15 protein-coding genes are annotated in these 12,069 nt (G+C 64.6%); 8 read left to right on the top strand and 7 right to left on the bottom strand.

All coding sequences use genetic code 11. The annotated features are described in order from the left end of the window. Positions 1–18: 18 nt before the first annotated feature. From coaE to AN936_RS20290, 4 genes are read right to left on the bottom strand one after another with little or no spacing between them, the layout of a single operon-like run. The gene (gene coaE / locus AN936_RS20305) at positions 19–642 is read right to left on the bottom strand and encodes a dephospho-CoA kinase (RefSeq protein WP_054589670.1); all 624 of its coding nucleotides are present in this window, start codon (positions 640–642) and stop codon (positions 19–21) included. Then, on the bottom strand, positions 639–1,457 hold the full coding sequence (gene aroE / locus AN936_RS20300; RefSeq protein WP_234715660.1) for a shikimate dehydrogenase: 819 nt from the start codon (positions 1,455–1,457) through the stop codon (positions 639–641). Before aroE ends, coaE begins: the two co-directional genes overlap by 4 nt. After that, complete coding sequence (locus tag AN936_RS20295) at positions 1,454–2,053, bottom strand: Maf family protein (RefSeq protein WP_084758562.1); 600 nt, start codon at positions 2,051–2,053, stop codon at positions 1,454–1,456. The genes aroE and AN936_RS20295 overlap by 4 nt, the downstream gene beginning before the upstream one ends. Beyond that, entirely contained in the window at positions 2,050–2,862 is an 813-nt protein-coding gene (locus AN936_RS20290; protein ID WP_054589669.1) for a pyruvate, water dikinase regulatory protein, read from the bottom strand. The genes AN936_RS20295 and AN936_RS20290 overlap by 4 nt, the downstream gene beginning before the upstream one ends. 349 nt (positions 2,863–3,211) lie before the next feature. Here AN936_RS20290 and hemE point away from each other — a divergent pair, with 349 nt between their 5' ends. The 6 genes from hemE to AN936_RS20260 all read left to right on the top strand — a co-directional run bounded on the left by hemE (position 3,212) and on the right by AN936_RS20260 (position 7,649). Further along, entirely contained in the window at positions 3,212–4,240 is a 1,029-nt protein-coding gene (hemE, locus tag AN936_RS20285; protein WP_084758561.1) for a uroporphyrinogen decarboxylase, read from the top strand. A 3-nt stretch (positions 4,241–4,243) separates the two neighbouring features. After that, entirely contained in the window at positions 4,244–4,690 is a 447-nt protein-coding gene (locus tag AN936_RS20280; RefSeq protein WP_054589667.1) for a CopD family protein, read from the top strand. A 198-nt stretch (positions 4,691–4,888) separates the two neighbouring features. Continuing rightward, positions 4,889–6,145 (top strand): transcription termination factor Rho, encoded by a 1,257-nt coding sequence (gene rho / locus AN936_RS20275; RefSeq protein ID WP_037557490.1) that lies wholly within the window; start codon positions 4,889–4,891, stop codon positions 6,143–6,145. A 9-nt stretch (positions 6,146–6,154) separates the two neighbouring features. Continuing rightward, the gene (locus tag AN936_RS20270; RefSeq protein WP_054590448.1) at positions 6,155–6,448 is read left to right on the top strand and encodes an antibiotic biosynthesis monooxygenase family protein; all 294 of its coding nucleotides are present in this window, start codon (positions 6,155–6,157) and stop codon (positions 6,446–6,448) included. After that, positions 6,445–7,170: a TerC family protein gene (locus AN936_RS20265; RefSeq protein WP_054589666.1), complete on the top strand. Its 726-nt coding sequence runs from the start codon at positions 6,445–6,447 to the stop codon at positions 7,168–7,170. The genes AN936_RS20270 and AN936_RS20265 overlap by 4 nt, the downstream gene beginning before the upstream one ends. A gap of 92 nt (positions 7,171–7,262) precedes the next feature. Beyond that, positions 7,263–7,649 carry a DUF1489 domain-containing protein gene (locus AN936_RS20260; RefSeq protein ID WP_234715658.1) on the top strand — a complete coding sequence of 129 codons (387 nt, stop codon included), beginning with the start codon at positions 7,263–7,265 and terminating at the stop codon, positions 7,647–7,649. Here the strand turns inward: AN936_RS20260 and AN936_RS20255 are convergent. Genes AN936_RS20255 through AN936_RS20245 form a run of 3 tightly spaced genes read right to left on the bottom strand, consistent with a single transcriptional unit; the run spans position 7,646 to position 10,335 of the window. Next, positions 7,646–9,223, bottom strand: a complete 1,578-nt coding sequence (locus tag AN936_RS20255) for an FMN-binding glutamate synthase family protein (protein WP_054589664.1) — start codon at positions 9,221–9,223, stop codon at positions 7,646–7,648. The genes AN936_RS20260 and AN936_RS20255 overlap by 4 nt on opposite strands. Before the next feature lie 9 nt (positions 9,224–9,232). Then, positions 9,233–9,631: a nuclear transport factor 2 family protein gene (locus tag AN936_RS20250; protein ID WP_054589663.1), complete on the bottom strand. Its 399-nt coding sequence runs from the start codon at positions 9,629–9,631 to the stop codon at positions 9,233–9,235. Continuing rightward, a complete protein-coding gene (locus tag AN936_RS20245) occupies positions 9,628–10,335 on the bottom strand; it encodes a dienelactone hydrolase family protein (RefSeq protein ID WP_054589662.1) in 708 nt (235 codons plus the stop codon). The genes AN936_RS20250 and AN936_RS20245 overlap by 4 nt, the downstream gene beginning before the upstream one ends. 105 nt (positions 10,336–10,440) lie before the next feature. Between AN936_RS20245 and AN936_RS20240 the strand changes: the two genes are divergently transcribed. Both AN936_RS20240 and mnmE read left to right on the top strand, forming a co-directional pair. Then, a complete protein-coding gene (locus AN936_RS20240) occupies positions 10,441–10,740 on the top strand; it encodes a DUF6489 family protein (RefSeq protein ID WP_054589661.1) in 300 nt (99 codons plus the stop codon). A gap of 8 nt (positions 10,741–10,748) precedes the next feature. Next, positions 10,749–12,068 carry a tRNA uridine-5-carboxymethylaminomethyl(34) synthesis GTPase MnmE gene (gene mnmE / locus AN936_RS20235; protein WP_054589660.1) on the top strand — a complete coding sequence of 440 codons (1,320 nt, stop codon included), beginning with the start codon at positions 10,749–10,751 and terminating at the stop codon, positions 12,066–12,068. Position 12,069: the final 1 nt, after the last annotated feature.

Here is a 12,069-nt window from a genome sequence, read left to right as displayed (position 1 = left end):
GAAGGCTCAATCTGGACCCTATCGGGCGCGGAAACAAGAGGCGATGAAGCGAATCTGGCGGTGTGTCTCGCTTTTGGGACGGCCCGTTTCGATGATGAAATCGGCGCGCGACCGTTTGACGCGGTCGGGCACCTGCAGGCGGCGAATCGCCTTGAGCTTCGCCGCGGTCATGCCCGGACGGCGCATGACGCGCTTTCTTTGCATCCACGCCGGCGCCGACACGACCGCGATCGCACCGACCCTACGCCAGCCACCCTTTTCGAACAGCAGCGGGATGTCGAGCACGACGACGTCGCGCGCGCGGTGCTTCGTCAGGAATCGCCGCTGCGCCTTGCCGACCGCCGGATGGACGATCGCCTCGAGCGCCGCGAGTTCGTGGGTGTTGCCGAGGACCCGGCCGCCGAGCTTTTGCCGGTCGACGCCGCCCGGCCCGGTGGTGCCCGGAAAGCGCGCCTCGATCGCCGCGACGAGATCGCCGCCGGGCCCCTGCAACCGGTGCACCTCGGCATCGGCGTCGAACACCGGCACGCCTTCGCGTTCGAACATCGCCGCCGCGGTCGACTTGCCCATGCCGATCGAGCCGGTGAGACCGAGGACGAAAGGACGGCGGAGCCGCGAACCGGGGCGCGGGCGATGCGTCATGCCGCGACCAGCAAGGCGCGAAGCTCGTCGTCGCGGCCCTCGGGCGGCGACGCGCCGAAGAACAGTTCGAACGCCAGCGCCGCCTGGCCAATCAGCATGTCGAGCCCGTCGACGGTGTCGAGCCCGCGCGCGCCAGCCGCCTTGAGCAGCCCCGTTTGCAGGGGCGAATAGACTAGGTCGTAGACGATCGCTTCTTCGGGAAGCGGCGACAGGGCGAGGTCGAGCGGCGGCTGTCCGGTCATGCCGAGGCTGCTCGAATTGACGAGCAACGAGACCGGGGGGAGCGCGGCATCGAGACCAACGACATCGCCCTTCAAGCCGAAGGTCGCGAGCAGGCCCATGGCTTTCAGCGGGCTGCGATTGAGGATCGTGACATGACCGACATTCGCGCGGGCGAGCGCGAAAAGCACCGCGCGCGCCGCCCCACCGGCGCCGACGACGGCCACCGGCGCGCCTTCGAGGTCGAGTTCGGCGAGCGGCGCATAGAAACCCGCCGCGTCGGTGTTGGTGCCGATCAGCGTCCCGTCCTTCTGCCGCACCACCGTATTCATCGCGCCGATCGTGCCGCGAATGTTGCCGGGATCGTCGACCAGATCCATCACCGCAACCTTGTGCGGGATGGTCACGTTGCACCCGCGCCAGTCGGGATCGTCGCGGCGTTCGGCAATAAAGGCCGCAAGCGCGTCGGGTACGACATGCGCGCGCCGGTAATCGCCGGCGAGACCAAGCGCCTTGAGCCAAAACCCGTGGATCAACGGCGATTTGCTGTGCGCGATCGGATCGCCGATCACTTCGGCATAAGCGATTCCGCTCATGACGGCGCCAGTCCCGTCGCGCGCAGCCATGCAAGCAATGGCAGCATCGGCATGCCGATGATGGTCCAGGGATCGCCCTCGACCCGATCGAACAATTGCACGCCCGCCCCCTCGATTTCGTAACAGCCGACGGTCCAGCGGATGCTGTCCCATTCGCGCGCGACATAGTCGGCGATGAAGGCATCGGACAAGGGGCGCATCCACAGCTTCGCTTCGCCGATCGCCCGCCACACCGGCGTCCCGTCGCGTGCAGCAACCGCGGCGCTGAACAGCCGGTGACGCGCACCCGCCATGCTACGGAGGTGATCAGCGGCGTCTTCGGGGCTCTCGGGCTTGGTCAGCATCGCACCGTCGTCGAGCGCGAGGGTCGAATCGGCCCCGATCACGGTCACCCCGGGGAGGCGCGACGAGATCTTGACCGCCTTTGCCTCAGCAAGCGCGTCGGCGATGTTGCGCGGCGTCTGGCCGGACGCGAGCAACGATGCAGTGAGCGCTTCCTCGTCGACATGCGCCGCGGTGGTTTCGAAGTCGAGCCCGGCGGCGCGGAGCATCGCGGCGCGGCCGCTGCTTTGCGAGGCGAGAAGAAGCTGCGTCATGCGGCGCCGCGATCTTCGACCAGCTTGATCACCGCGGCCGCCGTCTCCTCGATCGAGCGGCGCGTCACGTCGATCACTGGCCAGCCATTATCGGCGAACATCCGCCGTGCGTAAGCGAGTTCGGCCTTGACCCGCTCGTCGTCGACATAGCTCGTCTCGGGCGCCTGATTGAGCGAGAGCAGCCGGTTGCGGCGCACCTGCACCAGCCGGTCGAGTCCGGTCGTCAGCCCGACGACCATCGGCCGCTTGAGGTGATAGAGCGCTTGCGGCGGCGGCGATTCGGGGACGATCGGGATATTCGCGGTCTTGTATCCGCGGTTGGCGAGATAGATGCTCGTCGGCGTCTTCGAGGTGCGCGAGACCCCGGCAAGGACGATGTCGGCCTGCTCCCAATTCTCCCAGCCGATGCCGTCGTCATGCGCAACGGTAAATTGAATGGCCTCGACGCGCGCGAAATAGGCGGCGTCGAGCGCATGCTGGCGTCCGGGGCGCGCTTTCGCTTCCTGCCCGAGCATCCGCGACAAGGCGTCGGTCACCGCATCGAGCGCGGCGACGGTCGGCAGGTTAAGTGCGCTAGCGCGGCGTTCGAGGCTGACCCGCAGCTCACCGTTGACAAGCGTGAAGAGGATCATCCCCGGGCTGGCCTGCACTTCGGCCATGATCCGGTCGAGATGCGATTCCGAGCGCACCATCGGCCAGAAATGCCGCACCACCTCGACATCGTCGAACTGCGCGATCGCTGCCTTGGCGATATTTTCGAGCGTCTCGCCCGTGGAATCGGATATGAGGTGCAGATGAAGTCGGCCCATCGCGCCACCATGGCGGGAATCCGCGGAAAAAGGCAATCCCGGATCGGGTCTGCAACGACGAATATCCCCCTGTGGATAAGTTTCGGTATAAGCGCAGGGATGAATTGGGCAGCCGGGATTCATCCCCCGCCTTGTCGATTCCGCTCTGTCGCTTATCCACAAGCGACGACTCTTACCCACAGGCTGTGAATTAGGAGGATAGCGGCCGGCGACTCCGTAACGTTACCCATGAAGGGCAGAGTCAAGCTGTTGGCAAAAGGGACGCCCCCGCCTAAAGCCGCGTTGTCCGCCGACCTACAAACCACCACAATTATATTAAAATATATATGAAGAGAGAAAGAGGGGCCGCGTGAAGGCGTCACCGAAGAGCTTGCTGGCAGTGCTGCGCGGGACGCGGCAGGAGCGTCCGCCCCTGTGGCTGATGCGTCAGGCCGGACGCTACCTTCCCGAATATCGCGCCCTTCGCGAAACCAAGGGCGGCTTCCTCGAGCTCTGCTACGACCCCGAGGCGGCGGCCGAAGTGACGTTGCAGCCGATCCGCCGCTTCGGTTTCGACGGGTCGATCCTCTTTTCTGACATTCTCGTCATTCCGCATGCGCTCGGCCAGAATTTGTGGTTCGAGGCCGGCGAGGGGCCGCGGCTCGCGCCGCCGCTTGTCGACAGCGCCCTGACGTCGCTTGCGGCGGCACCCGGGCGGCTTGACCCCGTCTATGCCACTGTGGCCCGCGTTGCGGCCGCGCTGCCGCCCGAGACGACCTTCCTGGGCTTCGCAGGAAGCCCCTGGACGGTCGCGACCTATATGGTGGCGGGGCAGGGGTCGAAGGATCAGGCGGCAGCGCGGCGCATGGCGTTCGGCGATCCCGAAGCGTTTCAAGCGATCGTCGATGCGATCGTCGATTTGTCGGTCACCTATCTTTCAGGACAGATCGAGAATGGCGTCGATGCGGTGCAATTGTTCGACAGCTGGGCAGGCAGCCTGTCGCCGGCGCAATATGAGCGCTGGGTGATCGCACCCAATTCCGAGATCGTCCGCCGCCTCAAGGCGCTGCATCCCGATACGCCGGTGATCGGTTTTCCGAAGGGCGCCGGCGGCAAACTCGCCGCCTATGCGCGCGAGACCGGGGTCGATGCGGTGGGCCTCGACGAAACCGTCGATCCGGACTGGGCCGATGCCGCCTTGCCGTCCCATCTGCCGGTGCAGGGCAACCTCGACCCGCTGGCGCTCGTCGCGGGCGGTGCGGCGCTCGATAGCGCGATCGACCGCATCCTTGCGGCCTTCCCCGATCGTCCCCATATCTTCAATCTCGGCCATGGCATCGTGCCCGACACGCCGATCGCCCATGTCGAACATCTGATCAAACGCGTTCGCGGCGGATAATCTATGGAACTGGCAGGCTTTCTGGGGGCGACGATGCTTTGGGTCAAAGCCGCGCATATCATTTTCGTGATCTTTCTGATGGCCGGCCTGTTCATGATGCCGCGCTTCTTCGTCTATCATCATCAGGCGCCGGTCGGCTCCGACGAGGACAAGAAGTGGATCGAGCGCGAGGACCGGCTGCGGCGGATCATCCTCGGCCCGTCGCTGGTGATCGTCTGGATCCTCGGATTGCTGCTCGCGTTCAACGGCAATTACTGGCGTGAGGGCTGGTTCATCGCCAAGCTGCTGCTCGTGATCGCCCTGTCGGGCTATCACGGCTGGATGATCGGCTATTTCAAGAAATTGAAAAAGGGCGAGCGGCCGCTGACCGAGAAGCAATTGAGGATGCTCAACGAAGTGCCCGGCGTTGCCGCGGCGATCATCGTCATCCTCGTCGTCGTGCGTCCCTGACCGATATTCGCCCCGGCTCAGCCCGATTGACTTGAACCCGGGCCGGTTATAGGGGCGATTCAACCCCGTTCCATGCGGGCGGCGCGCTTGCCGCGCCGATGCTATCGAAACGGTCGTCCCACGGCCGGATAGGCACCCCAGCGGTGCAAAAAAGATTACGTCTGATTTTCTCCCGAATACCTATCTGGAATCCATCCAATGCATCTTAAAGAACTCAAAACCAAAGCGCCCGCCCAGCTCGTCGAAATGGCGGAAGAACTGGGCGTCGAGGGCGCATCGACGCTGCGCAAGCAGGACCTGATGTTCTCGATCCTGAAAGAACTCGCCGAAGAGGGCGAGGAAATCATCGGGTCGGGCACGATCGAGGTCCTCCCGGACTCGTTCGGTTTCCTGCGCTCGTCGGACGCCAATTATCTCGCGGGCCCCGACGACATTTATGTCTCGCCGAACCAGGTTCGCAAATATGGCCTGCGCACCGGCGACACGGTCGAAGGCGAGATTCGCGCCCCGCGCGACGGCGAGCGCTATTTCGCGCTGACCAAATTGATCAAGGTCAATTTCGACGACCCCGAAGCGGTCCGCCACCGCGTCAATTTCGACAATCTCACCCCGCTCTATCCGAACCAGAAGCTGTCGCTCGACACCGTCGACCCGACGGTCAAGGACAAGTCGGCGCGTGTCATCGATCTCGTCAGCCCGCAGGGCAAGGGCCAGCGCGCGCTGATCGTCGCGCCGCCGCGCACCGGTAAGACGGTGCTGCTGCAGAATATCGCCAAGGCGATCACCGACAATCATCCCGAGGTCTATCTCATCGTCCTCCTCGTGGACGAACGTCCCGAGGAAGTCACCGACATGCAGCGCAGCGTGAACGGCGAAGTCGTCTCTTCGACTTTCGACGAACCCGCGACGCGCCACGTCCAAGTCGCCGAAATGGTGATCGAAAAGGCGAAGCGCCTCGTCGAGCACAAGAAGGATGTCGTCATCCTGCTCGATTCGATCACCCGCCTCGGCCGCGCCTACAACACCGTCGTTCCCTCGTCGGGCAAGGTGCTGACCGGCGGCGTCGATGCCAACGCGCTGCAGCGTCCCAAGCGCTTCTTCGGCGCCGCGCGCAACATTGAGGAAGGCGGTTCGCTCTCGATCATCGCGACCGCGCTGATCGACACCGGCAGCCGCATGGACGAGGTCATCTTCGAAGAATTCAAGGGCACCGGTAACTCGGAAATCGTCCTCGACCGCAAGGTCGCCGACAAGCGCATCTTCCCGTCGCTCGACGTCGGCAAGTCGGGCACCCGCAAGGAAGAGCTGCTCGTCGAGAAGGACAAGCTGTCGAAAATGTGGGTGCTGCGCCGCATCCTCATGCAGATGGGCACCGTCGACGCGATGGAATTCCTGCTCGACAAGATCAAGGATTCGAAGACCAACGAGGATTTCTTCGACAGCATGAACCAGTAAGCCTGCTTGGTGGCCGTTCTCGAACACGCATTGCTTCCGGTTCGCGCCGGATGCGAAGCCGGGTTCGAGGCGGCGATGGCCGAGGCGCGGCCGCTGATCGAAGCGTCGCCGGGCTTTATCTCGCTTGAAATCCGTCGCCCGGTGACGACCGGACAGGTCTATCTGCTGCTGGTGAGGTGGCGGTCGGTCGAAGATCATCGTGACGGCTTCCGGCAATCGGATCGCTACCGGCAGTGGCGGGCATTGCTGCATCACTTTTATGACCCTATGCCAGAGATCGGCTATTTCGGAGATCCGCTGTGATATTGGAATTTTTGACCCAAGCGGCTTCCGCCGCGCCGAGCTTCGGTTCGCCTGCCGAAATCTGGCAGCATATCGTCAATGATTTCAGCAATATCGGATCGCCAGCGGCGATGTCGGCTTTTCTGCAGGTGCTGATGATCGACATCGTGCTGGCGGGCGACAATGCGATCGTCGTCGGCGCACTGGCTGCGGGATTGCCCGCCGACCAGCGGCGCAAGGTTATCGTCATCGGTGTGCTCGCAGCATTGGTGCTGCGGGTGGCGTTCGCGCTGGTCGTCCAGCAACTGATGGGCATCGTCGGTCTGATCTTCGTCGGGGGCCTACTGCTCGTCTGGGTGGCGTGGAAGATGTGGCGCGAACTGCGCGAAGGCGCGCACTCGGCGGGTTCGCCCGAGGTCGAAGGCGACGAACATTCGGGCCTCAAGCCGGCCAAGAGCTTTGCTGCCGCCGCCTGGGCGGTCGCCGTCGCCGACGTCAGCATGAGCCTCGACAATGTGCTCGCGGTCGCCGGCGCGGCACGCGACCACCCCGGCATCATGATCGTCGGCCTGATCGTTGCCGTTGCCCTGATGGGCGTCGCGGCGAACATCATCGCCAAATATATCGAGCGGTACCGCTGGATCGCCTACATCGGCCTTGCGGTGATCCTCTATGTCGCGGTCAAGATGATCTACGAAGGCTGGGTCGATCCTGGCGTCGGGATCGGAACCCTGTTCGGTTGATCGTCTTCAGCCTGAAATGAAAGAGCCGGCTCCGCGAGGGGCTGGCTTTTTTCTTGCCGGCTACCCATGTGACAATCGTGTCCCGGCTTCACATGACCCGCGTTGCTGTCGGCTGTGCCGACTATCCTGCGTTGCAAGCGCGGATCGCCACCTATGCGCAAGACGGCGAGATCCGTTTTGCAACGCGCTTCAAACCCAAGCGCGCCGACGAGCTGATCGGCGGCAAGCTGCATTTCATCGTCAAACATACGCTGGTCGCGCGCGTCACGATCTTGCGTTTCGAGGACCGCAGCGATGGACGGGTCGATATCGTTTGCGTCGCCGATCTCCAGCGTATCCATCCGCAGCCGAAACGGGCGCATCAAGGCTGGCGCTATCTCGCCGACAGCGATGCGCCAAAAGGGGTCGATGTGGGGGATGGACTTTCCGACCTGCCGCCCGAACTCTACCGCGAGCTCGCCGAGCTCAGCCTGATCTAGAGCGCCGCCCGGAAGCTGCCGGCGCGCGCCATCTTCCAGTAGCGAGCGCTGCGCACCGAATTTGGATCGTCAAGCAGCACGCCGCGCGGATAGAAATTATAGATGCGGTCGATCGAATCCGATCGCGCCGAGTTGAGCCGTTCGCTCAGGTGATGCGGCTGGATCTGCCAAGGCGTGTCGAGCCCCATCGCCGCGGTAATGTCCCATAGCGCCGATACCGTCGCGGCTTGGAAGCGGCGGACCCGGTCGGCCTTGTCCTCCACCACCAGCCCACGCTGCCGGCCCGGATCCTGCGTTGCGACGCCGGTCGGGCATTTGTCGGTATGGCATTTCAGCGACTGGACGCAGCCGAGCGAGAACATGAAGGCGCGCGCCGCGTTCGACCAGTCGGCGCCGAGCGCGCAATTGACGGCGAGACCGGCGCCCGAATGGACCTTGCCCGAAGCGGCGAGCCGCACCTCTTCCTTGAGCCCGCAGCCGACGAGCGCGTTGCGCACGAAGATCAGCCCCTCGCGCAAGGGCATGCCGAGACTGTTCGAAAATTCGACCGGCGCAGCGCCCGTCCCGCCCTCGGCGCCGTCGACGACGATATAGTCGAGCCGGATGCCGGTTTCGATCATCGCCTTCATGACGGCATAAATCTCGTGCGGCTGGCCGACGCACAATTTGATGCCGACCGGCTTGCCGCCCGACAGTTCGCGCAGCCGTGCGGCCCATTCGACCAGTTCGACCGGCGTCGCAAAGGCCGAATGCGCGGCGGGCGAGATGCAGTCATGGCCTTCGATCACGCCGCGCGTCGCGGCGATCTCGGCACTCACCTTGGGTCCGGGCAGCACGCCGCCGTGGCCGGGCTTGGCGCCCTGGCTCAGCTTGATCTCGATCATCCTGACTTGATCGCCCTGCGCGACGTCCCGGAAACGCACCGGGTCGAAGTGCCCGGCATCGTCGCGGCAGCCGAAATAGCCGCTCCCCAGCTCCCAGACGATGTCGCCGCCGTGCAGGCGATGATAGGGGCTGAGCCCGCCTTCGCCGGTATCGTGATAGAAATCGCCGAGTTTTGCGCCGAGGTTGAGCGCCTCGATGGCTTTCGCGCCCAGCGACCCGAAGCTCATCGCCGAAATGTTGAGCAGGGCGGCCGCATAGGGTCGGGTGCATTGCGACCCGCCGACCGCGACGCGCTGCGTGCGGTCGCTTTCCATCGCCGGGTCGATGCTGTGGCTCATCCACTCATATTCGTCCGAATAGACGTCGAGTTCGGTGCCGAACGGATGCGCATCGAGATCGCCCTTGGCGCGGGCGTAAATGAGGTCGCGCTCGCTGCGCGCGAACGGCCGGCCCTCGAGCGGACTTTCGACGACATAGGCGTAAAGGAACGGCCGGAGCGCTTCGAACAGCCAGCGGATGCGCGCAATCAGGGGGAAGTTGCGGCGCAGCGAATGCCGGCGCTGCACCGCATCATAGAATGCGACGAGCAGCAGCGGGATCCACAGCAGCAGCGTCCAGCGCGCCGGACCCCACGAGCCCGCGATCGCCGCTGCGGCGATCAGGACGGGAAAGGCGGCCCAGCGCAGCACGGGATCGCTTTAGCCGGCCTGCGCCGCAAGCATCGCCGCCATCTTTTCCCACACCTTGTTGATCGCCTTGAGCGGGCGAACCATCACCTTGAAATCGCTTATTTTTCCTTCGCCGTTCCAAAGGATGATATCGACGCCGTTGATCTGGATACCGTCGAGCTCGCTGGCGAATTCGAGCATCGCCTGATTGCCGTCGACAATTTCGCGGAGATAGCGGAAATTCTCGCCGCCGAGCACATGGCTCGCCGCGTGCAGATAGGCGAACACTTTGTCGCGCCCGACCTGCGGCGTGTGGACCACGGGCGAGTGGAACACCGCATCCTCGGCGAGCAGGTCTTTCAGCGCCTGCGGGTCGCCGCCGCCCGCCATATAGTCATGCCAGGCAGCGAGACCCGTCTGCGCGCTCATGCGAGATTCTCGGCGAAAAAGGCGCGAGTACGGCCGTCGGCGAGCTGTGCTCCCGCTTCGTTGCGACGATTACCCATCGTCGCGGCAAAACCGTGGTCGAGACCCTGATAATCGTGGATCGTCACCTTCGGATGCGGATCGAGACCCGCGTGAATCCGCTTCTGCGCATCGTGATCGACCAGATGGTCTTCGGTCGGGATGTGGAGCATCAGCGGATGCGCGATCGCGTGGCTCTCGTTCAGCATCTGGTCGATCATGACGCCATAATAGCCGACCGACGCGTGAACATCGGTGCGTGCCGCGGCCATATAGGCAAGCCGCCCGCCGAGGCAGAAACCGACGCAGCCGACCTTCGTTGCGCCCTGACCGTGAAGCCAGCGGATCGCCGCTTCGATATCCTTCACGCCGTCGTCGGCATCATATTGGCCGAAATAGCCGAAGGCTTCCTGCAATTCGGCCTCGATATCGGGGTTGAGCTCGACCCCGGGTGCGAAGCGCCAGAAGATGTCGGGCGCGATCGCCAGATAGCCTTCGGCCGCCCAGTCGTCGCACTTCTTGCGGATGCCGGCGTTGACGCCGAAAATCTCGGGAATGACGATGATCGCACGCGAGCTGTCCGCATCGGGACGCGCGACATAGGCCGGGATATCGCCCTCGCCGTCGAGCGCGGGGATGGTGGTGTTCGTCGCGGGCGTGTCTGACATGGGGAGCTCTCCTGACTCTTGCTTCTTGGCGGTGAAAGCGCGAAGCTAGCGGCGCGCGGAGCAGGGCTCAAGCGGCTAACCGGCATTTCGGGGTGGAGACAGGCGATGAAGTTCAATATCGAGATCGATTGCACCCCCGAAGAGGCGCGGCGGCTGGTCGGCCTTCCCGACCTCGAGCCGCTGCACGATATTTATCTGAGCCGGGTCAAGGAGTTGATGGCCAAGGGGATCACCCCCGACATGGTCCAGACGATGGTTAAGAGCTGGGTGCCGATGGGCGAAAGCGGGCTCGGGCTCGTCCAGTCGTTGCTCGGGCAGTTCGGTGGCGGGCTGATGGGCGGGGCCGGGAAGTCCGCCGACAAGGATGATGATGCCGACAAGCCGGCGCGGAGCCGGAAGAGCTGATCGAAGATATTGAAAATGATACGATATTTGCGCTGTCGAGCGGGGTTCCGCCGGCGGCGATTGCGGTCGTGCGCGTTAGCGGTAGCGCGGCCGGAGCGGCGTTGAAATTACTTGCGGGGCGGCTGCCTACCCCCCGCCGGGCGGTTCTGGCCGAACTTCGCGATAGCGATGGCGATGCCCTCGATCGAGCGCTGATATTGTGGTTCCCCGGCCCCGCGACGGCGACGGGGGAGGATCTGGCGGAGCTTCATCTACACGGTGGCCGCGCGGTGGTCGCGGCGGTCGAAACAGCGCTGGCCGCGATCCCGGGATTGCGCCGCGCGGAGGCCGGCGAATTCACGCGGCGCGCCTTCTTCAATGGGCGGATCGATCTTGCTGAAGCCGAAGGGCTCGCGGATCTGCTTGCGGCCGAGACCGAAAGCCAGCGAGTCCAGGCGCTCAGCCTCGCGAACGGCCATGTGTCGCGCGCGGTTGCGGGCTGGCAGGAGCAATTGCTGGGATTGATGGCGGCGGCAGAGGCCGAACTCAATTTTGCCGACGAGGATGATGTCGAGGTCGGTGAGGTCGTGGCGCAAGGGTTGATTTCCGGGATGGGCGCACTGGCGGCGGAACTCGGCGCGTGGCTGGCGCGGCCGGCGGCGGAGGTGATTGCCGAGGGGTTGTCGGTCGTGATCGCAGGGCCGCCGAATGCGGGAAAATCGACCTTGATCAACGCTTTGGCGCAGCGCGAGCTGGCGATCGTGTCGCCCATCGAAGGAACGACGCGCGACGTCATCGAAACCCCGCTGGCGCTCGACGGAATCGCGATGCGCTTTTCGGACACGGCGGGGCTGCGCGCCGAAGGTGCCGATGCGATCGAGGCGATCGGTATCGATCGCGCGAAGGCGGCGGTGGAGGCGGCGGATATCCTTCTGTGGCTCGGTCCTCCGGAGAATATGCCCGACCATCCGCGCGCCATTCGAATCGCGGCGCAAGCCGACCGCTGGCAGGGCGATGCCGAAGCTGAAGCGGCCGCGGCGCGCTGCGACCTGACGCTGTCGGCGGCGACGGGGACGGGGATGGACGGCCTGCACCGGCGGATCGTCGATATCGCCCGCACCCTGCTGCCGCGCGAAGGCGAAGCCGCGCTGCGCCAGCGCCAGCGCGTCGCGCTCGCCGAAGCAAGGGACTGGCTGACAATCGTGCGGGGGTCGCGCGAGGCGAGCGATCTGATCCTGCTCGCCGAACGGCTGCGGCTCGCCGGCGCGGCGCTCGACCGCATCACCGGGCGCGCCGGGGTCGAGGACATGCTCGACGCCCTGTTTGGGCGTTTCTGCATCGGGAAATGAT

Origin of the sequence: Sphingopyxis macrogoltabida, from assembly GCF_001307295.1 — a bacterium.
In the GTDB taxonomy this organism is placed as follows: domain Bacteria; phylum Pseudomonadota; class Alphaproteobacteria; order Sphingomonadales; family Sphingomonadaceae; genus Sphingopyxis; species Sphingopyxis macrogoltabida_B.
This window is presented reverse-complemented; position numbering and strand designations above follow the sequence as displayed.

What these genes read in the sequence shown, in the direction of transcription:
- AN936_RS20250 (WP_054589663.1), bottom strand. Translation starts at nt 9,631, where the DNA reads ATGAGCGCGCAGACGGGTCTCGCTGCCTGGCATGACTATATGGCGGGC.
- AN936_RS20290 (WP_054589669.1), bottom strand. Translation starts at nt 2,862, where the DNA reads ATGGGCCGACTTCATCTGCACCTCATATCCGATTCCACGGGCGAGACG.
- AN936_RS20280 (WP_054589667.1), top strand. Translation starts at nt 4,244, where the DNA reads ATGGAACTGGCAGGCTTTCTGGGGGCGACGATGCTTTGGGTCAAAGCC.
- AN936_RS20260 (WP_234715658.1), top strand. Translation starts at nt 7,263, where the DNA reads ATGACCCGCGTTGCTGTCGGCTGTGCCGACTATCCTGCGTTGCAAGCG.
- rho (WP_037557490.1), top strand. Translation starts at nt 4,889, where the DNA reads ATGCATCTTAAAGAACTCAAAACCAAAGCGCCCGCCCAGCTCGTCGAA.
- AN936_RS20240 (WP_054589661.1), top strand. Translation starts at nt 10,441, where the DNA reads ATGAAGTTCAATATCGAGATCGATTGCACCCCCGAAGAGGCGCGGCGG.
- coaE (WP_054589670.1), bottom strand. Translation starts at nt 642, where the DNA reads ATGACGCATCGCCCGCGCCCCGGTTCGCGGCTCCGCCGTCCTTTCGTC.
- AN936_RS20295 (WP_084758562.1), bottom strand. Translation starts at nt 2,053, where the DNA reads ATGACGCAGCTTCTTCTCGCCTCGCAAAGCAGCGGCCGCGCCGCGATG.
- aroE (WP_234715660.1), bottom strand. Translation starts at nt 1,457, where the DNA reads ATGAGCGGAATCGCTTATGCCGAAGTGATCGGCGATCCGATCGCGCAC.
- AN936_RS20245 (WP_054589662.1), bottom strand. Translation starts at nt 10,335, where the DNA reads ATGTCAGACACGCCCGCGACGAACACCACCATCCCCGCGCTCGACGGC.